The organism is Bacillus sp. AFS002410 (assembly GCF_002556365.1).
In the GTDB taxonomy this organism is placed as follows: Bacteria; Bacillota; Bacilli; order Bacillales; family Bacillaceae_G; genus Gottfriedia.
In genome coordinates this window covers 1-24,685 of the sequence record NZ_NUEU01000028.1, presented here as the reverse complement: position 1 = coordinate 24,685, position 24,685 = coordinate 1, and the positions used below count along the sequence as shown (strand labels likewise).

General features: G+C 33.4%; 25 protein-coding genes and 1 other annotated feature. Of the genes, 22 read left to right on the top strand and 3 right to left on the bottom strand.

The window, feature by feature from the left end; translation table 11 throughout:
* The first annotated feature begins 35 nt into the window (after window positions 1–35).
* The 12 genes from CN692_RS16405 to CN692_RS16350 all read left to right on the top strand — a co-directional run bounded on the left by CN692_RS16405 (window position 36) and on the right by CN692_RS16350 (window position 11,857).
* Window positions 36–1,337 carry a bifunctional folylpolyglutamate synthase/dihydrofolate synthase gene (locus CN692_RS16405; protein WP_098120249.1) on the top strand — a complete coding sequence of 434 codons (1,302 nt, stop codon included), beginning with the start codon at window positions 36–38 and terminating at the stop codon, window positions 1,335–1,337.
* 24 nt (window positions 1,338–1,361) lie between these two features.
* Window positions 1,362–3,077 carry a sensor domain-containing diguanylate cyclase gene (locus tag CN692_RS16400; RefSeq protein ID WP_098120248.1) on the top strand — a complete coding sequence of 572 codons (1,716 nt, stop codon included), beginning with the start codon at window positions 1,362–1,364 and terminating at the stop codon, window positions 3,075–3,077.
* Between the two features lie 179 nt (window positions 3,078–3,256).
* Window positions 3,257–4,231, top strand: coding sequence for a hypothetical protein (locus CN692_RS16395; RefSeq protein WP_098120247.1), 975 nt, complete (start codon window positions 3,257–3,259; stop codon window positions 4,229–4,231).
* Between the two features lie 316 nt (window positions 4,232–4,547).
* A complete protein-coding gene (locus tag CN692_RS16390) occupies window positions 4,548–5,108 on the top strand; it encodes a Maf family protein (RefSeq protein ID WP_098120246.1) in 561 nt (186 codons plus the stop codon).
* Window positions 5,109–5,129: 21 nt separating this feature from the next.
* A complete protein-coding gene (gene radC / locus CN692_RS16385; RefSeq protein WP_098120245.1) occupies window positions 5,130–5,816 on the top strand; it encodes a RadC family protein in 687 nt (228 codons plus the stop codon).
* Window positions 5,817–5,951: 135 nt separating this feature from the next.
* Window positions 5,952–6,986 (top strand): rod shape-determining protein, encoded by a 1,035-nt coding sequence (locus CN692_RS16380; protein WP_098120244.1) that lies wholly within the window; start codon window positions 5,952–5,954, stop codon window positions 6,984–6,986.
* 173 nt (window positions 6,987–7,159) lie between these two features.
* A complete protein-coding gene (gene mreC, locus CN692_RS16375; protein ID WP_098120243.1) occupies window positions 7,160–8,014 on the top strand; it encodes a rod shape-determining protein MreC in 855 nt (284 codons plus the stop codon).
* Window positions 8,015–8,021: 7 nt separating this feature from the next.
* Entirely contained in the window at window positions 8,022–8,540 is a 519-nt protein-coding gene (mreD, locus tag CN692_RS16370) for a rod shape-determining protein MreD (protein ID WP_098120242.1), read from the top strand.
* Between the two features lie 47 nt (window positions 8,541–8,587).
* Window positions 8,588–9,274 (top strand): septum site-determining protein MinC, encoded by a 687-nt coding sequence (minC, locus tag CN692_RS16365; RefSeq protein WP_098120241.1) that lies wholly within the window; start codon window positions 8,588–8,590, stop codon window positions 9,272–9,274.
* A gap of 2 nt (window positions 9,275–9,276) precedes the next feature.
* Entirely contained in the window at window positions 9,277–10,071 is a 795-nt protein-coding gene (minD, locus tag CN692_RS16360; RefSeq protein WP_098120240.1) for a septum site-determining protein MinD, read from the top strand.
* Between the two features lie 162 nt (window positions 10,072–10,233).
* Window positions 10,234–11,004 carry a M23 family metallopeptidase gene (locus tag CN692_RS16355; RefSeq protein ID WP_257131713.1) on the top strand — a complete coding sequence of 257 codons (771 nt, stop codon included), beginning with the start codon at window positions 10,234–10,236 and terminating at the stop codon, window positions 11,002–11,004.
* Entirely contained in the window at window positions 10,997–11,857 is an 861-nt protein-coding gene (locus CN692_RS16350) for a site-2 protease family protein (protein ID WP_098120239.1), read from the top strand. The genes CN692_RS16355 and CN692_RS16350 overlap by 8 nt, the downstream gene beginning before the upstream one ends.
* A gap of 88 nt (window positions 11,858–11,945) precedes the next feature.
* Here CN692_RS16350 and CN692_RS16345 read toward each other — a convergent pair whose 3' ends face one another.
* The gene (locus tag CN692_RS16345) at window positions 11,946–12,512 is read right to left on the bottom strand and encodes a glycosyltransferase family A protein (RefSeq protein WP_098120238.1); all 567 of its coding nucleotides are present in this window, start codon (window positions 12,510–12,512) and stop codon (window positions 11,946–11,948) included.
* 182 nt (window positions 12,513–12,694) lie between these two features.
* On the opposite strand from CN692_RS16345, the gene CN692_RS16340 reads away from it, so the two are divergent.
* The 6 genes from CN692_RS16340 (at window position 12,695) to obgE (ending at window position 17,366) form a co-directional block, all read left to right on the top strand.
* Window positions 12,695–14,149: an Rne/Rng family ribonuclease gene (locus CN692_RS16340; RefSeq protein ID WP_179874464.1), complete on the top strand. Its 1,455-nt coding sequence runs from the start codon at window positions 12,695–12,697 to the stop codon at window positions 14,147–14,149.
* A gap of 61 nt (window positions 14,150–14,210) precedes the next feature.
* Window positions 14,211–14,286 (top strand) — a sequence feature (ribosomal protein L21 leader region).
* 13 nt (window positions 14,287–14,299) lie between these two features.
* On the top strand, window positions 14,300–14,608 hold the full coding sequence (rplU, locus tag CN692_RS16335) for a 50S ribosomal protein L21 (RefSeq protein ID WP_098120236.1): 309 nt from the start codon (window positions 14,300–14,302) through the stop codon (window positions 14,606–14,608).
* A 9-nt stretch (window positions 14,609–14,617) separates the two neighbouring features.
* Window positions 14,618–14,953: a ribosomal-processing cysteine protease Prp gene (locus tag CN692_RS16330; protein ID WP_098120235.1), complete on the top strand. Its 336-nt coding sequence runs from the start codon at window positions 14,618–14,620 to the stop codon at window positions 14,951–14,953.
* A gap of 16 nt (window positions 14,954–14,969) precedes the next feature.
* A complete protein-coding gene (gene rpmA / locus CN692_RS16325; RefSeq protein ID WP_025672162.1) occupies window positions 14,970–15,260 on the top strand; it encodes a 50S ribosomal protein L27 in 291 nt (96 codons plus the stop codon).
* A gap of 262 nt (window positions 15,261–15,522) precedes the next feature.
* Complete coding sequence (locus CN692_RS16320) at window positions 15,523–16,065, top strand: Spo0B C-terminal domain-containing protein (RefSeq protein WP_098120234.1); 543 nt, start codon at window positions 15,523–15,525, stop codon at window positions 16,063–16,065.
* 14 nt (window positions 16,066–16,079) lie between these two features.
* Window positions 16,080–17,366, top strand: coding sequence for a GTPase ObgE (gene obgE, locus CN692_RS16315; protein WP_098120233.1), 1,287 nt, complete (start codon window positions 16,080–16,082; stop codon window positions 17,364–17,366).
* Window positions 17,367–17,949: 583 nt separating this feature from the next.
* Here obgE and CN692_RS16310 read toward each other — a convergent pair.
* Together CN692_RS16310 and CN692_RS16305 are read right to left on the bottom strand one after the other, a co-directional pair.
* Window positions 17,950–18,486, bottom strand: a complete 537-nt coding sequence (locus tag CN692_RS16310) for a transcription repressor NadR (RefSeq protein ID WP_098120232.1) — start codon at window positions 18,484–18,486, stop codon at window positions 17,950–17,952.
* 15 nt (window positions 18,487–18,501) lie between these two features.
* Entirely contained in the window at window positions 18,502–19,632 is a 1,131-nt protein-coding gene (locus CN692_RS16305; protein WP_098120231.1) for an IscS subfamily cysteine desulfurase, read from the bottom strand.
* A gap of 139 nt (window positions 19,633–19,771) precedes the next feature.
* On the opposite strand from CN692_RS16305, the gene nadB reads away from it, so the two are divergent.
* The 4 genes from nadB to CN692_RS16285 all read left to right on the top strand — a co-directional run.
* Window positions 19,772–21,253 carry an L-aspartate oxidase gene (gene nadB, locus CN692_RS16300; protein WP_098120230.1) on the top strand — a complete coding sequence of 494 codons (1,482 nt, stop codon included), beginning with the start codon at window positions 19,772–19,774 and terminating at the stop codon, window positions 21,251–21,253.
* A 12-nt stretch (window positions 21,254–21,265) separates the two neighbouring features.
* Window positions 21,266–22,093, top strand: coding sequence for a carboxylating nicotinate-nucleotide diphosphorylase (gene nadC / locus CN692_RS16295; RefSeq protein ID WP_098120229.1), 828 nt, complete (start codon window positions 21,266–21,268; stop codon window positions 22,091–22,093).
* A gap of 25 nt (window positions 22,094–22,118) precedes the next feature.
* The gene (nadA, locus tag CN692_RS16290; protein ID WP_098120228.1) at window positions 22,119–23,228 is read left to right on the top strand and encodes a quinolinate synthase NadA; all 1,110 of its coding nucleotides are present in this window, start codon (window positions 22,119–22,121) and stop codon (window positions 23,226–23,228) included.
* Window positions 23,229–23,570: 342 nt separating this feature from the next.
* Window positions 23,571–24,685: LysM peptidoglycan-binding domain-containing protein (locus tag CN692_RS16285; protein WP_142317535.1), on the top strand; the 1,115-nt coding region annotated here is incomplete at its 3' end.

The following is a 24,685-nucleotide window of genomic DNA, read 5'->3' as shown; positions in this document are numbered from 1 at the left end:
GATTCGTCGTTTTTTACTATAAAGGTGGGGGTAAGATGGTTAGTACATATGAAGAAGCACTGAAATGGATGCATAACAGAACAAAGTTTGGAATTGTACCTGGGTTACAGCGAATGGAAGAAATGCTCGTTCGACTAGCTAATCCACATCTTAACGTAAAAGCAATTCATGTAGCAGGTACAAACGGGAAAGGTTCCACAATCACATTTTTGCAAAGTATATTATTAGACGCAGGGTATACTGTAGGAGCTTTTACATCACCATATATATTAGATTATCGTGAACAAATTATGTTTTGTGGAGAAATGATTAGTGAGGATGAGTTTATTCATTTAGTAAATTGCATGATTCCTGTAGTTGAAGAAGTTGAACAATTGCCATGTGGTGCTCCAACTGAATTTGAGATTATTACAACAATGGCATTTTACTTTTTTGGTAAGGTAAAAGAAAACGATATTTTTATCGTTGAGGCAGGCTTAGGTGGATTAGAGGATTGTACAAACGTAGTAACCCCTTTAATTAGTATCATTACAAGTATCGGTCACGATCACCAACAAATTCTCGGTGAAACATTAGAAGAAATTACTAAGCATAAAGCCGGAATTATTAAAAAAGGGATTCCGATTGTTACTGCAGAGTTAAAAGAAGAAGCATTAAATATTATCCGTGATAAAGCGAAAACAAGTGAAGCTGATTATTTCGAATATGGAAAACATTTCTTTACTTCCTCAATGAAAGATCAACAGACTGAACAATTTTGTTACGAAGGGTTTGGCAATGCAATTGAAAATATCGAGTTATCAATGCTTGGCCAACACCAAATTAGGAATGCTTCATGTGCTATTACAGCAATTCAGCTATTACAAAAACATTATGGAATGAGAATTAGTGAACCTACTATCAAACATGGATTAAAAATAGCTCAAAAAGCCGGAAGATTAGAAAAAATAGTTTCTAGTCCGGTTATTTATATTGATGGTGCTCATAATGTTGAAGGAATAAAAAGTCTAGTGGAAACGATGAATGTTCATTTTAAAGATAAGGAAATAAAAATTTTATTTTCAGCTTTAAAAGATAAAAATGTTGAGGAAATGGCAAAAGAATTACGAGAAATGACAAATAATATTGTAATGACAACTTTTGATTTTCCTAGAGCGATGAATAGAGACGAATTAATCTCTAATGCTAATAGTCTAAATATAAATTACGAATGCAATTTACAGACTGCAATAGACGAGAATGTAAAGAATACTCGAGAAAACGAAATATTACTAATAACAGGATCGTTATATTTTATCTCAGTCGTAAGAAGTTATTTAATAAAAAAATACGTCTAGATTAGTAAAGGAGGGCCACCATTCATGCTTAGTAAGCAAAGTAATAGGTTTATATGGATTACATGGATTGTAATTATGCCTATCATTTTTTATTATGCTTATATGGTTAGCCCTCTTAAACACATCGAACGTTCTAATTTTTTGATTATAATAGCTCTTTTTTTAATTGTTTCAAATATGCCGATAAAAATAAATGATGCTACTTTCTCATTTATTTTCGGAATCTCGATTTTAGTTTTTTTATCGTATGGATTATTTGCAGAACTATTAATAAGTCAATTAGCTTATGCTATTTTATATATTAGATTGAGTATTACTAAAAAAACTCTTTATCGTATGCCACTTAATTCGATGATGTTTGCACTATGTTCAATTGGAAGTGCATTATTTTATGATTTAGCAGGAGGAAAAATTACTCCTACTGGTACGAAGGAAATTGTAAGTTGTATTTTTCCAGTTTTCATATACACGATTGCATCATTTTGGATTAATCAAATCGTTATTTATTTTGTAACAATTAATTTATATAAAATAGACACTAAATTATTTAATAGAGAATTTAAGTGGGATTTATTTATAAATCTACTAATGTTCCCAATTGGAATTAGTCTATACTTAATGCTTGAAACTAGGGGATATATTACTCTATTTTATATTTCTATTTACTATATAATCTTAATGATTATTTTAAATACTTTGTCATCAACCTTAAATATGAATAAATATTTAAAGAAGACGATGAGAATAAGTCAAAAACTGTCTCAAAAAATGGAAGAAGATGATGTAATAGACGAGTTTTTTGAACAATTAAGCACAATAATTCCTATTTCTAATGGAAATTTATTTTTAGTTGAAGATTCTTCACTCAAATTAAAAAGGTATTTTCAAAATAAGTTTGATGAAAAAAGATTTAGTTGTCCTTACTTTGATACACTTGAAGGCTCGATAACTGAGAAAGTGTATTATGAAAAAATAAGATATAATTTTAATAGGCGAACACAATGGATAACAAATGATCTTTTAAACTGTATTGATGCTGAAAGCTTATTATCAATTCCAATCATAAAGAATCAAGAAGTAGTTGGTGTACTAACAATTGCATCAGAACAAAAAAATGCCTATAAAAAATACCAAATCGTAATGATCGAAATTTTAGCACTATATCTTGCAATTGCGATTGAGAATGCGAGGTATTACTTAGAAACAAAAACTAGAAGCGAAACAGACTCTTTAACTGGCATTTATAATTTTGAATATCTCGAATCTAAAATAAAAGATGAATTTGTCCGTTTGAATTCTTCCAAAATTAAGTCAATTTCATTATTATTAATAGATCTAGATTATTTTAAAAGAATAAATGACCAATATGGTCATCAAGCAGGTAATGAAGTTCTATTCGAAGTTGCACAAAGAATTAAAAAGATAGTAGGCCATAATGGATTAGTTGCGCGTTTTGGTGGTGAAGAATTTTCAGTATTGACGGTTAATAATAACGAAGGTGAAACATATGATTTAGCCGAGAAAATAAGAAAATCACTTCAAAATATTCCATTTAGTATGACAAACTATCTGATCAATGATCATCAACAAATTAAATTAACTGTCACGGCGAGTATTGGAGCAGCAGTTGCACCATTTGTAGCAGAAGAACCAGCTGACTTAATTCGTTGCGCAGACAGAGCTATGTATTCAAAAGCAAAAAATGCAGGAAGAAATAAAGTAGCAATCTATCGTAAATGACCACCGAGGAATAGACTTCGGTGGTCTATTTATTTTTATAGAAAAGGCAGGATTTGCAGGCTTTTTGTAATTTTTTGTTGCACGATACATGGTTGTCCTCGACAAATGTCGGCGAGTTTTTTTGGAATTATATGTTAGTATTTTTTTACGTTTTAAAATAAAGTATTAGGAGGATTCATATGGACAAGTCCTCAAAGATATCGATTAAAATCAATGGTGAGGAAAAAAAATTTGCGGAAGGTGCTGTCACACCTAACGAAAATCAGGTGGAAAAAGATGGAGAATTCGGTTGGGTTTTACCTACTCCAGATGGATTAGGTAAAAAAGTAATTGTTTTGGATGATGTTAAAAAGAAGAAGAAGATGAAACCAGTTGAGAAGGTCAAGACGAAAAAGTCGAAAAAGAAGGCTTCTTTTTTCGTGAAAAAATCACCTTCAAAAAGTATTATTATTTCAATTATTGGTGCAAGTCTAATAGGATTATGCTTTGGATTTGTTTTTTTAGGTATTTTTAAACAAGCAAAACCAGATGCAACTACTCCAACAAGCATTATTGAAAAAGTTGCCGGTACAACTACTCAGGTGGAAACAAATATCCCAACTGTGAAATTTGATTTGGCACAAGTAGGGATGTATAAAACGATGGCAGCTGCAAAGAAAAATGTAAAAGAAGTTTCAAAATTAGGTTTTAAACCTGTTATTTATGAAAAGAATAATGCTTTATTTGTTGTTATTGCATTGAGTGGGAAAGAAAGTACATTTTTAGCAGATGAGGTAAAGACAAAACTTAATAGCGCGTATTTAAAAGAAGAAACAATTGCTGGACAAACTTATAAAGGTCCTAAACAATCCGTTGATATGTATAAGGCAGAAGTTGAAACATTTAATTTTATGCTATCATATTTAACAGATCAGAATTTTAATAATGCGAAGCAACTAGAACAAATAACTTCAACGATGCTAATTTTGAGCAAGCAAAAAGACTATATCAAAAATAAGCAATTATTAAAGGGGCTTAAATATCTACAAAATATCGAAAAAGTCTTGTCCTCAAATAACAAGCAAAGTTTAAATAAGACGACTGAAGCAATTCAAGATAATCTATTATCATTATTTAAAATATTAAAAGAACAAAAAAATACACTGACAAATTAATTTTTGTTAGTGTATTTTTTATTACAAGTTGAATTAAAAGAAATACTATTTTAGTTAAAAACTTCTTACTGCAATATAATTTTAATTAAATTTAATGCTAATTTTACATAGAAAACATAGGAATTATGCAATAAAACATTTAAAAATGAAATTTTAATATTAGGGTATTTTAATACATAACAAAACTTTCATTAATATTACATTTTAGTAACGAATAGACAACGGAAAGTGTTTTTTGCTAATTTGTGTTATAGTGATTATCTGGGTAGGATGGTCTTGTATCCTTCCTTTTAAAATTAAATAATAGGTGAATGAAATGAAAAAACTTATATTGGCCTCTGCATCTCCTCGACGAAAAGAACTTCTTAGTATGTTAAATATCCCTTTTATCATTGAAACTAGTGATGTTGAAGAAGTAATGGAGCAGAACTTGTCGTCTTCAGAGATTGTATTAAAATTGGCGGAAGAAAAGGCAACAGATGTATCAACTAAATTTCCAAATGCTGTTATAATCGGTGCTGATACAATCGTTACTTATAAAGACAAAAAACTAGGTAAGCCTACGTCAAAAGAAGATGCTTTTGCGATGTTAAAAATGCTATCAGGAAATACACATGAGGTTTATACTGGTGTTTCAATTATAAATGAAGGTATAAGTAGTAGTTTTTATCAATGTACAAAAATTACCTTCAGTGAGCTTAGTGATCAAGAAATAATTGATTATATCAATACAAATGAACCGATGGATAAAGCTGGCGCTTACGGCATTCAAGGATATGGTGGTACATTCGTAGAGAAAATAGACGGCGACTATTACTCTGTTGTAGGACTTCCGATCAATAAGGTTAAGAAAAAACTTAAGGAATTAAATTTTTAACTATTGATTTGAGGTGGTACCATGTCAAATTCGCTTCTCATTAGAGATTTTCCGAAAGATGAGCGGCCTAGAGAGAGATTGTTGAAATTTGGTCCAGGTAGTTTGACAAACCAAGAATTATTGGCAATTTTGTTAAGAACTGGAACAAAAAATGAATCGGTTTTAAACGTTTCGAACGAACTTTTATTAAAATTTGATGGACTAAGATTATTAATGAACGCGTCTGTAGAAGAAATTTCTAATATTAAAGGAATCGGTGAAGCGAAAGCTGTTCAATTAATTGCTGCCTTTGAGTTAGGAAAAAGAATAAATAGACTTCAATACGACGAAAGATTTATGATAAAAAGTCCAGATGATTGTGCTAAATTTATGATGGATGAAATGAGATTTCTTGAACAAGAGCATTTTGTATGTTTATACTTAAATACGAAAAATCAAGTTATTGCCCGCGAAACAATTTTTAAGGGGAGTTTAAATGCTTCAATTGTTCATCCACGCGAAATATTTAAAGAAGCATTCCGAAGATCAGCAAGCTCGATTATTTGTCTACACAATCATCCAAGTGGGGATCCAACTCCAAGTAGAGAAGATATTGAAGTGACCAAACGATTAGTCGAATGTGGAAAAATAATTGGAATTGAATTACTAGACCACATCATAATTGGTGAACATAAGTATGTCAGTTTAAAAGAAAAAGGTTGCTTTTAAGGGTGTTCATTAGTGGCTAATTGTTTTATAATGTAAGTTATGGATAAAAACCTGTTATTTACTAACGATAAGAAAATATAGTATAGATACTTTAAATATGAATTTAAGTTGTACGTTTTAGAAAGGAAGATACATATGTTTGGATTAGGCGGATTTACACGAGATTTAGGAATAGACTTAGGTACTGCAAATACTTTAGTCTTTGTAAAAGGAAAAGGAATTGTGGTTAGAGAACCATCTGTTGTTGCTTTAAAGACAGATACAAAACAAATTGTTGCTGTAGGTAATTCAGCAAAACTTATGATTGGTCGTACTCCAGGAAATGTTGTTGCAACTAGACCAATGAAAGATGGGGTAATTGCTGATTTTGAAACAACAGCAACGATGATGAAACACTATATTGATCAAGCTCAAAAGAGTAACGGATTTTTCTCACGTAAACCTTATGTAATGGTTTGTGTACCTTCAGGTATTACTGCTGTTGAAAAAAGAGCTGTTATTGATGCGACTAGACAAGCTGGTGCACGTGATGCATTCTTAATTGAAGAACCTTTTGCTGCTGCAATTGGAGCTAATTTACCAGTTATGGAACCGACTGGAAGTATGGTTGTTGATATTGGTGGAGGAACAACTGAAGTTGCAATTATTTCACTTGGTGGAATTGTTACAAGTCAGTCAATCCGTACTGCCGGTGATGATATGGACGAAGCGATCATTCAATATATTAAAAAGAACTATAACTTATCAATCGGTGAACGAACTGCCGAGCAATTAAAGCTTGAAATTGGTTCTGCTATCAATACTGATACAGATGAAAAAATGGATATTCGTGGTCGAGACTTAATTTCAGGTTTACCTAAAACAATTACGATTCATGGAGAAGAAGTTGCGGCTGCATTAAGCGATACAGTTGATGCAATTGTTGAATCTGTGAAAAATACTTTAGAGAAAACTCCACCTGAACTAGCAGCTGATATTATTGATCGTGGAATTGTTTTAACAGGTGGCGGAGCACTTCTTCGTAATCTTGATAAAGTAATTGCACAAGAAACAAATATGCCTGTAATTGTTGCGGAAGACCCTCTTGATTGTGTAGCAATGGGTACAGGTAAAGCATTAGACAATATCGATATATTCAAAAAGAATTTTACTTCAAATTCATATCGATAAATTTTTAGTGGCAGTGTTAAAAAATTCGCTAGTTTTCTAAAAGAAATAGCTCCTAAAGAAAGTTCTTTAATAAGAAGATTAGCAAAAAATGTGTAATCCTCACTAGTATTAGTGAGGATTACACGCATGAATACATTGGAATAAAAGTTGAAATGTTATAAGAGGGTGTAAGAATGCCACAATTTTTTCAAAATAAACGTTTAATGATTGTCCTAGCTGCTATTATCTTACTAGTGGCACTTTTAGGCTATTCTTTAAGAAGTAACAGAAACCTTTCAATTCCCGAGCAGTTTATTAAAGATACAGTAAGTTTGACTGAAAAAGTATTTAATAAACCCGCACAACTTATTGCGGGTTTCTTTAATAATATTGCGGATTTAAAAGATACATACGATGAAAATAAAGTGTTGAAAAGTAAACTTGATAAGTATGTTGAATTATCTGTACATGAGAAGGCTTTAGAAAAAGAAAATAAAGAATTAAAAGACATGATGGGAATTGACAAAAGTCTAAGCGATTATGATACATTTCAAGCTACTGTAACGATTAGAGATCCTGATAAATGGCAACAAATAATAACAATTGATAAAGGATCGTTAAGCGGAATAGAAAAAGAAATGGCTGTTATTACTGCAAAAGGCTTAATAGGAAAAGTGAAGAATGTTTCTAAATTTTCATCAACTGTACAATTATTAAGTTCTTCAGATCGAACGAATCGAATTTCTGCTAAAATCCAAGACAAAAACACGGTTTTTGGTTTGATTGAAGGTTATGATGTTGAGAAACAGGCTTTATTATTCAAACGAATTCCTTCAACTGCAAAAGTAAAAAAAGGACAAACAGTCGTGACTTCGGGTCTAGGTGGTGTTTTTCCGGCTAATTTAGTAATAGGAAAAGTTGAAGAGGTTGTTCCTGATGAACATGGGCTAACACAAACAGCGTATATCAAGCCACAAGCGGATTTTAATGATATTGATCACGTACTTGCTGTTAAACGTTCAATCGATCAGCCAAAGAAAGGAGAGTAGGGAGTAAATGAGTAAGTATGGTTTACCTCTGCTTTTATCACTTCTTTTTATATTAGAAAATATTTATGTTTCAACTGTATCGCCAAATATTCTTGGTCACGATGCGACAGTTGTTCCACATTTTTTATTTTTTGGATTATTATTTATGACGTTATATTATAATCCGAAAAAAGCACTGATTTATGGTGTTATCTTTGGATTTGTTTATGATATTGTTTATACAGAGGTTATTGGTATTTATTTGGCTGCTTTTCCTTTATTTATTTTCTTAATAAGTCAAGCGATGAAAATACTATACGCGAATTTATTCGTTCGAAGTATTCTTGTTTTAATATGGACTGCAGCATTAGAATATTTAGTATACGGGTTAAATGCTTTATTCGGATTTACAAATATGAATAATACATACTTTATGAATCATCGATTATTTCCGACATTATTACTGAATGCACTATTTATATTAATTTTTGCTTATCCTTTCTCATCATTATTAAGAACGATTCGTGAAAATAATGAGGAAAAATAAAGGATTTTTCGGGTGCATGTCGAATTATACAATCGGGGTGAACACTTATCATGGAACAGAGGCAACAATATGTTACAATTAAAGGAACGAAAGATGGTCTAACACTGCACCTCGATGATACATGTTCTTTTCAGATTTTAGTAGATGAAATTGAAGAAAGACTGTCTACCCACTTGTTTGAGAGCAATGATCGTCCCTTACTTGCAGTTCGTTTAAAAATAGGAAATCGTTTTTTATCTCCCGAACAAGATGAAATAATTCGTTCAATTGTTCGTAAAAAGAATAATCTTGTTGTCGAGACAATCGAAAGTAATGTTATTTCGAAGCAAGATGCTATTGAATGGATGAAAAGGGAGGAAATTGTACCTATTTGTAGAATGGTAAGATCCGGTCAGATTCTCCAAGTGAAAGGTGATTTACTGTTAATCGGTGATGTTAACCCAGGTGGAACTGTTATTGCGGGTGGAAATATCTTTATTATGGGTGCTCTAAGAGGTACTGCTCATGCCGGTTTTAATGGTAATAAGGAGGCAGTCATTGCGGCATCAATAATGAGACCAATGCAGTTGAGAATTTGCAGCATAATGAACAGAGCACCGGATCATTATGGTGATGAAGGCAATGAAATGGAATGTGCTTATATAAATGAAGACGGCCAAATCATTGTCGATCGCATACAATTTCTGACTCATCTTAGACCTAGTTTGACAAGGTTAGAAAGGGGCATGATGTAACTGTGGGAGAGGCTATAGTAATTACATCTGGTAAAGGTGGAGTTGGTAAAACAACAACATCAGCAAATTTGGGAACAGCTTTAGCAATGTTTGGTAAAAAAGTGTGTTTAATTGACACTGATATAGGCCTACGTAACTTAGATGTTGTAATGGGTTTAGAAAATCGTATTGTCTATGATTTAGTAGACGTTGTTGAAGGCCGCTGTAAAACGCACCAGGCACTAATAAAAGATAAGCGCTTTGAATGCTTATACTTATTACCTGCTGCTCAAACAAGTGATAAAACTGCTGTTTCTCCTGAACAAATGAAAGAGCTAGTTGATGAATTGAAAAAAGACTATGATTATATATTAATAGACTGCCCTGCTGGTATTGAACAAGGATATAAAAATGCAGTAGCAGGTGCGGATAAAGCGATTGTTGTCACGACGCCAGAAGTTTCTTCAATTCGTGATGCAGATCGTATTATAGGATTATTAGATCAAGAGGATATTGAACCTCCAAAACTAGTAATCAACCGTATTAGAAGCCACATGATGGAAAATAAAGATAGTTTAGATGTTGATGATATTACATCAATGTTAGCTGTCGATTTAATCGGTATTGTCCAAGATGATGAAAACGTTCTTAAGGCAACTAATAGTGGTGAACCTGTTGCAATGAATCCAAATTCAAAAGCCTCAATTGCATATAGAAATATCGCAAGAAGAGTGCTAGGTGAGTCTGTACCATTGCAATCATTAGAAACAGATAAGAGTATTTTCTTTAAAGTAAAAAAATTATTTGGTATTCGATAACACTTCGTAAACATGCGAAGTGTTTTTCTTTTTTTTAGCCCTTACCGACTAAGAAATTATGCTTTTACGCCTTGGATTACTTTTCAAATTATCTACTCATAAGTTGTCCTATCGACTCATATAAATGAATTAATAAGATTACGAGGAGAGGTGACACACACTTTGAGTAAGCGCGTAGACGATATAAGAAAGCGGATCGCTAAACGGCGAGAACAAGAGGAAAAATGGGGAAATCAGAATCAAATGATGAACAAATTTCCGGTAAAGGAAGTACAAAATGCTGAGGGCGGATACACTTACACTTATGATGATTTGGTAGAAGAGCAAGGGAAAAAGATAATGACAAACTCGAACTTTATGTTTAGGAGTTTGTTAGCTGCGATTATAGTACTTGCTTTAGCAATCATTTTAAAAAGTAGCTCACCTATTGCCTCTCAGGTTCGGCAAGGTCTTTCACAAGTTTATAATAGTGAATTTCAATTTGCTTCACTACAAAAGTGGTACGAAGATCGTTTTGGAACTCCACTAGCTTTTTTACCCCAATTAAATGATAAAAAAGAAAATGTTGGTAGTGATAATTACGCTGTTCCCGCTAGTGGGAAAGTACTTCAAAGTTTTAAAACGGATGGTCAAGGAATATTAATTCAAACAGAAGCAAATCAAAAGGTAGATTCAATTAAAAAAGGTCGGGTTATATTTGTAGGAAAGAAAGATAATTTAGGAAATACAGTTATCATTCAACATGCTGATGGCTCAGAATCATGGTACGGAAAGTTAGGCTCCACAAATGTAAAAGTTTATGATGAAGTAGATAGTAAAAAAGTGATCGGAACTGTATCTACTAATGATGATGGGAATCTAGGTACTTATTACTTTGCAATTAAAATGGGGGAAAAATTTATTGATCCGAAACAGGTGATTCCATTTGAATAAATGGCTTGCTCTTCCATCTAAAATTTCAGTTCATCCACTCTATTTATTAATAGCATGTATTGGAATTTTGACCGCAAACTTTTGGTCCGTATTGTTTGTTTCGATTATTATTTTCTGTCATGAATTAGGACACGCAATAGCAGCTACTTCATTTAATTGGCGAATTAACAAAATTACACTTCTTCCCTTTGGAGGTGTCGTCGATCTAGATGAACACGGAAACAGACCAACATACGAGGAATTTATTGTTACAATAGCCGGACCTATTCAACATTTAACGTTATATATTATTGCTAACATTCTGTTTCAAATGAACTTTCTGCCTGAAAATTTATATAATCTTTTTATTAATTTTAATGTTAGTATTCTTTGTTTTAATTTATTACCAATTTGGCCATTGGACGGTGGGAAATTAATCAATCAGTTATTTTCATTAATTTTCCCATTCGTAAAAGCTCATCTATATAGTTTATACTCTTCATTTGTCTTTTTAGTTTTAAGTTCAATCATTACGATTTTAATACAACCAATGAATATTACAATATGGGTTTGTCTATTATTTTTAATTGTTTCTTTATGGGGAGAATGGAAAAATAGGCATTTTGTTGTTATTCGTTTTTTAATGGAACGATTTTATGGAAACAAACCATATATCCAAAAAATTAAATCAATTTCCTTAAATAAAGAAACAAAATTATTTCAAGTCTTCTCTAATTTTCAAAAAGGCTATAAATACAATGTGGTTTTTACATTAGATAGAAAGAACCAACAAATGTTAGATGAAAATGAATTATTACATGCGTACTTTACCGAGAAGAAAGCAACTTATTCGCTTGAAGAACTGATCAGTTAGTTATAGACTCTTGGCACAATTACTATTTCCTAAAAGATAAGTTTAAACAAAAAAGATGGTCTCTACGTGAGGCCATTTTTTTATATAGCTAAACATACCAAGTAGGGTCTTTTGGAATATAATCATAATAATACAATATAGAATCTATTCTTTTTTGATTTTTTATATCACTTGAAACTCTTCTTCCCCATTCATCGTCTTCTCCAAAACTGATATTGAGAAATTTATGTGAAGATGCGATCTGTTTAGAATAGCACATTAAATGATTAGGTTTCCGGTAATAATAATTGTCATCTTCCCCATGTTCAAACTCTTTCCCATATTTACAAATCTTTGAATATTGGTTGTTAAAATTTACTAAAACATCAAAAACGATACAATCTACCTTTGGTGTTTCACAAATTGCTTGGCATAATAATTCTATATAATTTGATGCAATACGATCATCATCATCGATAAATACTACGTATTCTCCTTTTGCCTGCTCGATTAAAACATTTCTTTTTTCTCCAGTAGTTCTTTTTTTATTTTCTAAAAGAACCAATATTTCAACAGGATATGGTTTACACTGATTTTCCAATTCGTCAACAATACGCTTCAAATAGTCCATTCTTTCAGGTACAGTTGGAATAAGAATTGAAAGAACAATATTCATTTAATCACTCCAATTCTTGTTAAGTTTAGGAATTCAAAATTAAAATATGACTTCAGTTATATAGAAATATAATATTCAATTTTTAATATTCATGTGAGTAGACAATTTGGAATATATTAACTAGCTTTTTTCTATTTAAATGAATAAAATGATAGATACTATACATAGTTAGGAAGATGAGTTTGAAGAAAGTTATTATGAATGTTAAACATTCAGAGAAGAGAATTGCTGTAATTGAGGATGACCAGCTAGTAGAATGGTTTTCATCAGCAGATAAGAATACACATGTAGGAAATATATATATAGGGCAAGTCCAAGAAGTAATGCCAAAATTGAATGCCATTTTTGTAAATATAGGCTTAAATAAAAACGGTTTTTTGCGATTTGAAGATACAATTGAAGGTAAGGAATCTGACATAAAGATCGAATCCGTAATTAGACAAAAATTCCACAAAGGTCAATATATTTTAGTTCAAGTCATTAAGGATGCATTTGATGAGAAGGGTCCAAAGTTAACTAATAATATAGAGATTTCAGGTGATTATGTAGTTTATTTTCCACTTACAAAACAAGTAGCAGTTTCAAATAAGATCAAAAAAGAATCAAAACGAAATAAATTATATTCGTTAGGTAGAGAGTATACAAATGAACATGACGGAGTGATTTTCAGATCTTCTTGTGATAATGCAATAACGGATGAAATATTAAGCGAACTGAAAGCTTTTCAGTCATTATATGAGTCACTAAAAAGCCAAGATTATAAAAAAATTTCTTGTGTATGGGAAGCAAATTCGCTATTTACAAAATTTTTTAAACTGCATCCTAAAGATACGATAAGTGAATTGATAATTGATGATCTAGTCTCTTACCAAAATTATTTGCCAGCCGAAATACAAGTTACAAGTTATAGAGGGATCGAAAATATATTCGAGGCATTCAAGATTGAGGATCAAATCGAAAAATCATTTAAACAAATAGTCTGGTTAAAGAATGGCTCCTTTCTAATAATAGAACAAACAGAAGCAATGACAGTTATTGATGTTAATACCGGTAAGTTTGGTGGGAAAAATGATCGGGAAGATACTGTATACAAAACGAATCAGCTTGCTGCGATTGAAATTGCTCGCCAATTAAGACTTCGAGATATTGGCGGAATGATTATTATTGATTTTATAAATATGAAAACTACCGAGAAACAAAAAAGTATTTTTGATCTACTAAAGGAATCGTTTAAAGGTGATCGAGCATATACGAAGCTATTTGGATTTACTGACCTCGGCTTATTTGAGCTCACTCGAAAGAGAACGGCACATTCACATATTGAAGCAACACATCAGAAATGTCCTGTGTGTAACGGAAGTGGACTTGTGAAAAATACAGTACAGACTGTTTTTGAACTAGAAAGAGCACTTTGGGAACTTTCAGCAAACGATGTAGAGGCAATACTTGTTGAATGTAACGAAGAAGTTGCAAATGCGTTGAATGGAGAGCAAAATAATCATATTCAAAGACTAGAAAAAGCAATGTTTCTAAAGATATTTTTAAAGATAAGTTCTTCTAAAACACCATTTTACGAAATTGTTAGAACAGGTACGACCAATGAAATGAAGCTTTATTTAGAAGCAGCTAATAGTTAAAGAAGTTATTGACATTCGACATGCATCATGGTAACATCATAATGTTATTGTTTGTAGCGCACCCGTGCTACAACCGCTCATTGTGGGTATTAAATTGCTTTATAGCATGCCTACTTTTGGCGAGTCTTAGACTATTGAGGAGGTGCAATTATGTACGCAATTATTGAAACTGGTGGTAAACAAATCAAAGTTGAAGAAGGTCAAGTAATCTACATCGAAAAACTTGATACTAACGCAGGTGAAACTGTAACATTCGACAAAGTTTTATTCGTAGGTGGCGAAAACATCAAAGTTGGTAGCCCAACTGTTGAAGGAGCTACTGTAACTGCAAAAGTTGAAAAGAACGGTAAAGCTAAAAAGATTCTTGTATTCAAATACAAATCTAAAAAGAACTACCGTCGTAAGCAAGGTCATCGTCAACCTTACACTAAAGTTGTTATCGAAAAAATCAACGCTTAATTTTAAGTGATGACTAAAATAACAATTGAACGTTTAAAAGATGGACGTATAGGGTCCTTTAAAATAAGTGGACATGCATTTTTTGCTGATTCTGGTACTGACATTGTCTGTGCGGGTATTTCAGCAGTTTCGATTGGAACTATTAATGCATTGGAAGCAATTTGTCATATAGCTTCTGAATTAAATACGGTTATTGATGAAAAGAGAGCAATCTTGAAGTATCAATTACCAATTGATTTAAACGATGAAAATATGCAAAAAGCGCAACTTATCCTTGAAGCGATGATCGTATCTTTACAAACTATCGCTGCAAGTTACGGTGACTTTGTCACTATAAACGAGTAAAACAGGAGGTGTAACCATGTTAAAATTAAATCTTCAGTTATTTGCTTCTAAAAAGGGAGTAGGTTCTACAAAAAACGGTCGTGACTCAATGTCAAAACGTCTTGGCGCTAAACGTGCTGATGGACAATTCGTAACTGGTGGTTCAATTCTTTACCGTCAACGCGGCACTAAGATTTATCCAGGTGTAAACGTTGGTCGTGGTGGAGATGACACATTATTTGCGAAGGTTGATGGCGTAGTTAAATTCGAACGTTTAGGCCGTGACCGCAAACAAGTAAGTGTATACCCTGTAGCTCAAGAAGCTTAAGAAACTAACTTAGAAACTCTAACCTTTTAGGTTAGAGTTTTTCTTTACACAAGAAATTTTAATTTCTTAATTTCTAATAAATTGCTTTTCAACTTCAAAAAGAGTTGATCACGCAACCTCTCAAACAATATGCTCCGAGACTCGGCATTGTACTGGTTAAAAACTAGTTTGGGACGTTCAAAATGATTTACCAAAATGCCGAGTCTATTTAATAATTTTACCTTCATAAATACCAAAAATGTAAACCTATAGGAGAAATACAATGCAGGAGAAATGGGACGTTCTAGAGGTATTAAGACATTCACGTCATGATTGGTTAAATCGAATTCAATTAATAAAAGGATATATGGCCACTGGTCAAGCCGAACAATTAGAAGAAACGATGACGAAAATAGTCGCTGATTCTTTAAATGAAGCAAAAATTTGTTCGTTAAAAATTCCAGAGTTTGCAGAATTTATTATTACGTATAACTGGAAGCCTCGTACAATTGTGCTAGATTATGAAATTTTAGGTGAACCATGTTCGCTAAAAAATTTGGATCAAGTGATGACAGAATGGATTCAAATTTTTTTAGAAAAGCTAGAATCTTGGGTACATATTTATGAGGAAAATTTTGTTAGTTTAACAATTGAAATAAATGATAAAACAGTTAGTTTCTTTTTTGACTTCAGAGGTAAACTAACTAAGAAAGAAGAAATGTTGAAGTGGATTGTTTCATCATCAAATGACAGCTCGAAAATAAGAATGATGTCATATTTTTGTGAAACAGATGAGTGCAGTATCGAATTTAAAATGGAAAAATAAAGAGTGGTGGATTTATGTTTATTGATCAAGTCAAGATATATGTAAAAGGTGGTGACGGCGGAAATGGTATGGTAGCCTTCCGTCGTGAGAAGTATGTACCAAAAGGTGGCCCAGCTGGTGGCGACGGTGGTAAAGGTGCAAATGTTGTTTTTAGAGTAGATGAAGGATTAAGAACATTAATGGATTTCCGTTATAAACGTCATTTTAAAGCAGACCGTGGTCAACACGGTATGTCAAAAAGTCAACATGGTAAAGGCGCAGATGATATGATTGTAAAGGTACCACCTGGAACAATCGTTACAGACGCTGATACTGGCGAATTAATAGCCGACCTTACAATGGATGGTCAAACAGCTATTATTGCAAGAGGAGGCCGTGGAGGCCGTGGGAATAGTCGATTTGCTACTCCTGCAAATCCAGCTCCAGAAATTGCTGAAAATGGTGAGCCAGGTAAAGAAAGAAACATTCAACTAGAACTTAAAGTTTTAGCTGATGTTGGATTAGTTGGTTTCCCAAGCGTTGGTAAATCAACATTATTATCTGTTGTAAGTTCTGCTAGACCAAAAATCGCTGAATATCATTTTACAACAATTGTTCCGAACTTAGGTGTAGTCGAAACTGAAGATAGTCGTAGCTTCGTAATGGCTGATTTACCTGGATTAATCGAAGGAGCCCATCAAGGTGTAGGACTTGGACATCAATTCTTACGTCATATCGAAAGAACACGTGTAATTGTTCATGTTATTGATATGTCAGGTCTTGAAGGTAGAGATCCTTATGAAGATTACTTAACAATCAATCAAGAGCTTAAAGAATACAATCTACGTTTAACTGAACGACCTCAAGTAGTCGTTGCAAATAAAATGGATATTCCAGAATCTGAAGAAAACTTAGCTAAATTTAAGGAACAAGTTGGGGATGAGGTTCAAATTTTCCCAATTTCAGCAGTAACACGCCAAGGATTACGTGACTTATTATTTACTGTTGCAGATTTAGTTGAAACAACTCCAGAATTCCCACTTCATGATGAAGAGGAAGACAAACCATTACGTGTTCTTTATAAATACCAAAAAGAAGCGCCAAGTTTCGAAATTACTCGTGAAAGTGATGGAACGTTTGTCGTTAAAGGTGAAGAACTTGAGAAGGTATTCAAAATGACTAACTTTGAACGTGAAGAATCGATTCGTCGATTTGCTCGTCAAATGCGTGGTATGGGTATCGATGAAGCATTACGTGAGCGCGGTGCGAAAAATGGAGATATCGTTAAAATTTCTGAATATGAATTCGAGTTTATCGATTAATCATTTCAATATTAAAAGAGGGTGTCTTAAAAGATACCTTCTTTTTTTTAGTTACAAATAAGAAACTGCAAATGGAGTTATTAGTATCTCAGAAAAGTGAAGTATAGTGGAATCAAGCTACAAATAGGAGGAAGTAGAACTGCAAATAAAATTATCGAATCGCAATTAAAACCACAAAATCGCAAATAAAATCTCGGGAATCGCAAATAAATTGAAGTAATACCCATACCGGTTAGGGGATAATGACATGTAAATTGTGTAATGATAGAGCCATTCATATGGAAAACTGGCCAATTTTCTTTATCTCATTCTAAATCGCATAAAAATCTGCTCTTGTAATCCAAAAAAATCAAAAATATTAACTTCAAAAGAAAGTGCAACACAGAGATACCCCCCGCTCAAGCTACTATTACAATTAAAAAAGGGCACTCGTAGTCAATGACTCTGACCTACAAGACACCCTATTCTAAATGAACTAAAATTCCTAAATTGATCAGAACTCGTCGTACTAAGTACCAGCTATATCATAATAAGCAGAATTTCCTAAGAACCTGCTACTCAGGACAACTTCTCCTAATTACCTCTAAGGCATATCTACCAAAAAACCTGCATTTTTCAATTGTAAGATCGCACTTTCTATCTGATTTTCACTATCTGCCTCGATTGTATGAAGATGAGTTCCGTTTGTTAAGTTAGACAGAGGGACGGACCTTGTCTCTGCCATTTTTTGAAGAAATAAGTTAATATCATAACGATTTGTAATTTGTAATTGGGCTGTGATGTATCCGTAGACAGGATGTTCAACCATTACGTCTTTAACAGTTACGCCATGATCGACTAAAATTTCTAGTTCTCTTTGGGTATCTTCAGATGTATGGTGACAAATAATCACTTTTGTAATTTTGTCAGTTTCTTTATTAGGATGAATATAAATATATCCTTGAGCAGTTGCTAATATAGGCTCATTTTTCGCTTTTAATAGTGTAATATCACCTACAACTACTTGCCGACTGACATTGGCTCTTTTAGCTAAAGAATTGCCTGATAAGGGTGCCTCAGATTCCTTTAGCCATTGTAGTACTTTGTTTCTTCTTTCTTCTCCTAAAAGTTTCTTATTCATTTTTAAATTCCTCGATTAAAGATTTTGGTTAATAATTAATTTTAATACAGACGAAAATTGCTTTAAATCTTCTTCCGTTGTAAGTTTACCGATTGAAATTCTGAAAAATTGTTTAGCCTCATGTTGATTTCTTCCTATAGCAAGCATTGTTTCTGAAGGTTTTTGCATACCTATTGCACAAGCACTTCCTGTTGAAATGGCAAATTGATGTCGATTACATTCTAACATAACAAATTGTCCTTCAAGTCCAATAATCCTCATTCCAATTATATTTGGGATACATTCTTCATCTGAGCCTTCAAATTTCACAAGATGTTGAACGTCTTGTAATTGAGATTTTAATAATTTTTTTAAACGGTGATATCTCGCTTGCTCTTCTGATCGATTTTTTATTAAATGACCGGCTGCAGTGACAAATGAAGCGATCGCCGGCACGTTAACTGTACCTGGACGGATTCCGCTCTCATGAGATGTACCAGGATAGATTGGTTGGCACGTTAGTTTAGGATTTAAATAAAGAGCTCCTACACCTTTTGGGCCATATAATTTATGGCTTGAAATACTTATACTAGAGATTTCTGAATTTGATACATCAATTTCTAATTTTCCAAATGATTGTACACAGTCACAATGAAGTAAAATATTTGAGCGTTTAAATAAATTAGCGATTTCGTCTATAGGTTGAATTGCACCTATTTCAGAATTTACATGTTGGAAAATGCCTAAAATTGTATCTTCACGAATTGCGTTTGAAATTTGTTCTAATGAAATATTACCATTATTTGTAACAGGTAAATAAGTTATTTCATATCCTTGTTCTTTCAAAACTTGTAAATAATTACCAATTGAAGAATGCTCTAATGTTGTTGTTAAAATATGTTTTCCGACTTTTTTTGTACTTTTCAGCAGTGTTTGGATTGCAATTAAATTTGATTCAGTTCCGCCACTTGTAAAGTAAATTGATGCAGGGCTAGCCTTTATAAATTCCGCTAATTGTTTGCGGCAAGCTTCGAGTAGTAGTGATGCATTTGAGCCAATATCATGCAAGCTTCGCTCATTACCAAAGTAATTTTTAGAGGCAGTTACAAATGTCTCCAATGCTTCGTCACTCATTGGAGTTGTAGCAGCATAGTCTAAATAAATCAATTTGAAGCCTCCTTTTATTTACATTAAAAAAATATTTCTTGTCATTAGTTTAAATATATGTAAATATAGGTGTCAAGACAGCTTTTTTATCTGTATGATAAAAAGTTAAATTGATGTACTGAAAATGGAGGGGGCAACTATGCGAAATGCAGATGTTGTCATTATTGGCAGTGGAATAGCTGCTTTAATGGCTGCTGAGGAAATTTGTCAGTCTAAAAATGTGATTCTATTCACAAAGAAGAAAATTTGGGACAGTAATTCTATGCTAGCTCAAGGTGGAATTGCTGCAGTCATGTCAGAAGACGATTCATGGAAAATTCATAAAGAAGATACACTCATTGCTGGTTGTAATGTAAATAATATAGAAGCTGTAGAAGAGCTTGTTAAAAACGGAACAATGTCTATGAAAGATCTTGTTTCTATTGGTATGGTATTTGATAAAGATGAGACTGGCCAGTTTCATCTCGGTAGAGAAGGAGCGCATCGTAAAAATAGAATTTTACATGCTGGCGGAGATGCTACAGGTAAGCACTTAGTTGAAACTGTTTATGAGCGGATAAAAGATAAAATTACAATCATTGAAGATGAAATGGCAATCGATTTAATGATTCAAGATGGAAAATGCAAAGGCGTCTTTACTCTTAACGAAGCTGGTGAAATAATTTCTTACGTTGCTAGCACGACTCTACTTGCAACAGGTGGGATTGGGGCAATGTATCAATTTAGTTCTAATAATAAGTCCATAACAGGGGATGGAATTGCGATGGCTTATCGAGCTGGATGCGAGATGGCAGATCTTGAATTTATTCAATTCCACCCTACAATGCTTTATATTAACGGGGCATGTAAAGGGCTTGTGTCAGAAGCTGTTAGAGGAGAAGGAGCTTGTTTAGTCACTAAATCTGGTCGTCGCATTATGAAAGGACTACATCCTTTTGAAGATTTAGCACCTAGAGACGTTGTTAGTAGGGCAATATTTAATGAAATGCAAAATGGAGAAGAAATTTATTTATCAATCGAAATGATTAATGGATTTGAAAAACGTTTCCCGACAATTACATCAAATCTTATTAATAATGGAATTGATCTGAAAAAAGGTTTAATTCCCGTTGTTCCAGGCGCACATTTCCATATGGGTGGAGTAAAGACATCTACAAACGGAGAAACAACAATTCCTGGATTGTATGCGGTGGGTGAGGTGGCTTGTACAGGTGTTCACGGTGCAAATCGACTTGCTAGTAACTCCTTATTAGAAGGGATTGTGTTTGGGAAAAAAGTTGCTAAGTTTATTGCTAACCTTCAGTCTACTTCTACTAATGCGAATGAACAAAAATACATGATTCCACGACATAGGTCCTTACCAACAAAGGACGAAATTAAAGAAAAAATGATGAAATACATCGGCATAGTAAGAAATGAAGTAGATTTAGAGAAGGCAATCTCGTACTTTTCTTATTACTTAGAATCTGAAACATTAGATTCTCGACCAATGAGCAAAGATGAGTTAGAAAGATACAATATGTTAACTACTGGAAAATTAATTGCAGAAGCGGCATTGGGGAGAAAAGAAAGCATCGGCTCACATTTTATAGAATATATAGATCAACCAGCTACTATTTGAGGAGAGAATATAATGAATACATTAAAAGCTAAAAAAATGATTGAGCAATTTTTATTAGAAGATATCGGAGAAGGCGACTTATCTTCCATTCATATTTTTCCTATGCATGAACGAACAACTGGAAAAGTTCTTGCAAAAGCAGATGGGGTAATTGCTGGAACGGAATTAATCGAGATCACTTATAAACTACTTCATGAAAATGTTTCAGTTAATCTACATGTACAAGATGGTGAGTTAGTTAAAGCAGGTCAATTGCTTGCTGAAGTAGAAGGACCAGTTCAAGTTTTATTATCTGGGGAACGAGTTATGCTAAATCTTTTACAAAGAATGAGCGGAATTGCAACACTTACTTCACAAGCTGTAGAAACACTGAACGATGAGAAAATAAAATTAGTAGATACAAGAAAAACGATGCCTGGTTTACGTTTATTCGATAAATATGCAGTTACTTGTGGTGGGGGAGCAAATCACCGATTCGGTCTATACGATGCTGTAATGCTTAAAGATAATCATATTGCGTATGCAGGTTCTATAAAAAATGCAGTTGACGCATTACGAAATAAATTAGGTCACATGGTCAAAATTGAAGTTGAGACTGAAAATATAGATCAAGTAATTCAAGCAATTGAAGCTGGCGCGGATGTAATTATGTTTGATAATCGAACTCCTGATGAAATTAAAGAATTTGTTAAGCTTGTACCAGAATCAATTGTAACGGAAGCATCAGGTGGTATAACGTTAGAAAATTTAGCTAGTTTTCAAAACTGTGGTGTAAATGTTATTTCTTTAGGTTGTTTAACACATTCGGCAAAAGCATTAGATATAAGCTTCTATTTATAATAGAAAAGGGATTGGAGTGGGGATAATGAACGTTTTAGATATGATTCAAAAAAATGAGGGATATCAAATTCCTGATGAGTACTATAAATTATCAACTGAGGAAATGGAAAAAAGAGTAAGAGAAATTAAAGAGAGATTAGGTGAAGAACTTTTCATTCCTGGTCATCATTACCAAAAAGAAGAAGTTGTCGTTTTTTCAGACTCAACTGGTGACTCTCTTCAATTAGCACAAGTGGCAGCTAATAATAAAAAAGCAAAATATATAGTTTTCTGTGGTGTACATTTTATGGCAGAAACAGCAGACATTTTAACTGAAGAAGAACAGGTTGTTATCTTACCGGATATGAGAGCGGGCTGTTCAATGGCAGATATGGCCGATCATCATCAAACTGATCGTGCATGGGTAGAATTACAAAAGCTGTTCGGAGACACAATTTTACCGCTAACATATGTTAATTCAACTGCTGCAATTAAAGCGTTTGTTGGCCGAAATGATGGAGCAACTGTAACATCATCTAACGCTAAAAAGGTTGTTTCTTGGGCGTTTACACAAAAAGAGCGTATATTATTTTTACCAGATCAACATTTAGGCCGAAATACTGCGTTTGAATTAGGTGTACCATTAGAGCATATGGCGATTTGGAATCCGATAAACGACACTTTAGAATATGACGGCGATATTAATAACATCAAAGTTATTCTTTGGAAAGGTCACTGCTCGGTTCATGAGAACTTTACCGTTAAAAATATTGAGAATGTGCGAAAGAATCATCCTGATATGAGAATTATTGTGCATCCTGAGTGCTCTAGAGAAGTAGTAGCAGCAAGTGATGATAATGGATCAACAAAATATATTATTGACCAAATTGAGGCAGCTCCTGCTGGAAGTAAATGGGCGATTGGAACTGAAATGAATTTAGTACAAAGAATAATAAAAAATCATTCAGATAAAGAAATTATTTCTTTAAATCCATTTATGTGTCCTTGTTTAACGATGAATCGAATTGACTTACCACATTTATTATGGTCATTAGAAAATATCGAAAAAGGTACGATCCAAAATATTATTAAAGTAGATAAACAAACTGCTAAAGATGCAATTAAAGCGTTAGATAAAATGCTTGAGCTTGCTTAAATAATAATTAGTTTCAATCAAGTAAAGATCATTTAGTTCATTTGAGCTAAATGATCTTTTTTTGCAAATTAAAAAAGTTAAATAAATAGCGGTAAAGAAAAATCGACGTTTTACCAATTGTAATTATAAGTATTTGGGCAACTATACCTCTGTCTTCGCTTAGAGGCTCGCCAATTGGCGATTTTTCTTAATAGAAAAAGCAAGAAAAAAGTAAATATTTATACGAGCCTACTCATGCAATTTACATTTCCTCCTATCATAAATATAAATATTCAGACATACATTGTTGTGAGGTACTAATGTACAATCCAACGTAGAGGCAATTGGTCAGGAGGGGAAAAGGTGAGAATTCACATAGTTCTAAAGGGCGATACCCTTAAGAGCATTGCTCAAAAATATAATACTGAATATGAAGAGTTAGTTAAATTAAATGCCCAACTAAGTAATCCAAATATGATTTATCCTGGCATGAAAATAAAAGTGCCAGAAAGAAGCGAGAAACCAGCTCCATTAGGTTCTAAAAAGGAAAAACAAGTTCAACCTGTAGCTCAACCACAGCCTGTTGTTCAACCTACAGCTGAACAACCACAGCCTGTTGTTCAACCTGCAGCTGAACAACCAAAACCTGCTGTCCAACCGACTAGTAAGCCTGAAAAAAATCTTAATATTAATGTAGAGGTTTCACCGACAGTAAAACCAGTAATTCAGGTACCTATTCCACCTGCAAAACCGACTGTATCACCTGCGACAAATAATGCGAATCAACAAGTATCTCCTGTTCAAACTGGAAAACCAAATGCGAACAAACCGCAAGTTGTTTCGCCAGTGGCAGTTAAAATCCCGACAATTGATAATAAATCAAATGTGAATACCAAGGGAGGACAAAGCATGTCAGAGAAAAAGAACTACTTCCCAGGATCATTGGTTTCTCCAACAACACCAAATCCGAATTCGCAAGTATCGCCTGTGGAAACAGGAAAACCAAATCAACAAGTGTCACCAGTAGCAACAGGAAAACCAAATCAACAAGTATCGCCTGTAACAATTGGGAAGCCGAATCAACAAGTATCACCAATAGCGACTGGAAAACCGAATATGCAAGTATCACCAGCAGCAACAGGAAAACCGAATATGCAAGTATCACCAGCGGCAACAGGAAAGCCAAATGTTCAAGTATCGCCAGTGGCAACAGGAAAACCAAATATGCAAGTATCACCAGCAGCAACAGGAAAACCAAATATGCAAGTATCACCAGTAGCAACAGGAAAGCCGAATGCGCAAGTTTCACCGGTAGCTACGAATAAAGCACAAACATTGCCAGCATATATGGGACCAAATGCACCACAAACATTGCCAGCGTATATGGGACCAAATGCACCACAAACACTGCCAGCGTATATGGGACCAAATGCACCACAAACCTTGCCAGCATATGTAGGACCAAATCCAAATGCAGC

Coding starts and splice junctions, on each gene's coding strand:
- CN692_RS16400 (WP_098120248.1), top strand. CDS start 1,362: ATGCTTAGTAAGCAAAGTAATAGGTTTATATGGATTACATGGATTGTA.
- CN692_RS16330 (WP_098120235.1), top strand. CDS start 14,618: ATGACTAAAATAACAATTGAACGTTTAAAAGATGGACGTATAGGGTCC.
- obgE (WP_098120233.1), top strand. CDS start 16,080: ATGTTTATTGATCAAGTCAAGATATATGTAAAAGGTGGTGACGGCGGA.
- rplU (WP_098120236.1), top strand. CDS start 14,300: ATGTACGCAATTATTGAAACTGGTGGTAAACAAATCAAAGTTGAAGAA.
- CN692_RS16345 (WP_098120238.1), bottom strand. CDS start 12,512: ATGAATATTGTTCTTTCAATTCTTATTCCAACTGTACCTGAAAGAATG.
- CN692_RS16380 (WP_098120244.1), top strand. CDS start 5,952: ATGTTTGGATTAGGCGGATTTACACGAGATTTAGGAATAGACTTAGGT.
- nadB (WP_098120230.1), top strand. CDS start 19,772: ATGCGAAATGCAGATGTTGTCATTATTGGCAGTGGAATAGCTGCTTTA.
- CN692_RS16320 (WP_098120234.1), top strand. CDS start 15,523: ATGCAGGAGAAATGGGACGTTCTAGAGGTATTAAGACATTCACGTCAT.
- CN692_RS16405 (WP_098120249.1), top strand. CDS start 36: ATGGTTAGTACATATGAAGAAGCACTGAAATGGATGCATAACAGAACA.
- CN692_RS16310 (WP_098120232.1), bottom strand. CDS start 18,486: ATGAATAAGAAACTTTTAGGAGAAGAAAGAAGAAACAAAGTACTACAA.
- mreC (WP_098120243.1), top strand. CDS start 7,160: ATGCCACAATTTTTTCAAAATAAACGTTTAATGATTGTCCTAGCTGCT.
- CN692_RS16395 (WP_098120247.1), top strand. CDS start 3,257: ATGGACAAGTCCTCAAAGATATCGATTAAAATCAATGGTGAGGAAAAA.
- rpmA (WP_025672162.1), top strand. CDS start 14,970: ATGTTAAAATTAAATCTTCAGTTATTTGCTTCTAAAAAGGGAGTAGGT.
- nadA (WP_098120228.1), top strand. CDS start 22,119: ATGAACGTTTTAGATATGATTCAAAAAAATGAGGGATATCAAATTCCT.
- nadC (WP_098120229.1), top strand. CDS start 21,266: ATGAATACATTAAAAGCTAAAAAAATGATTGAGCAATTTTTATTAGAA.
- mreD (WP_098120242.1), top strand. CDS start 8,022: ATGAGTAAGTATGGTTTACCTCTGCTTTTATCACTTCTTTTTATATTA.
- CN692_RS16390 (WP_098120246.1), top strand. CDS start 4,548: ATGAAAAAACTTATATTGGCCTCTGCATCTCCTCGACGAAAAGAACTT.
- radC (WP_098120245.1), top strand. CDS start 5,130: ATGTCAAATTCGCTTCTCATTAGAGATTTTCCGAAAGATGAGCGGCCT.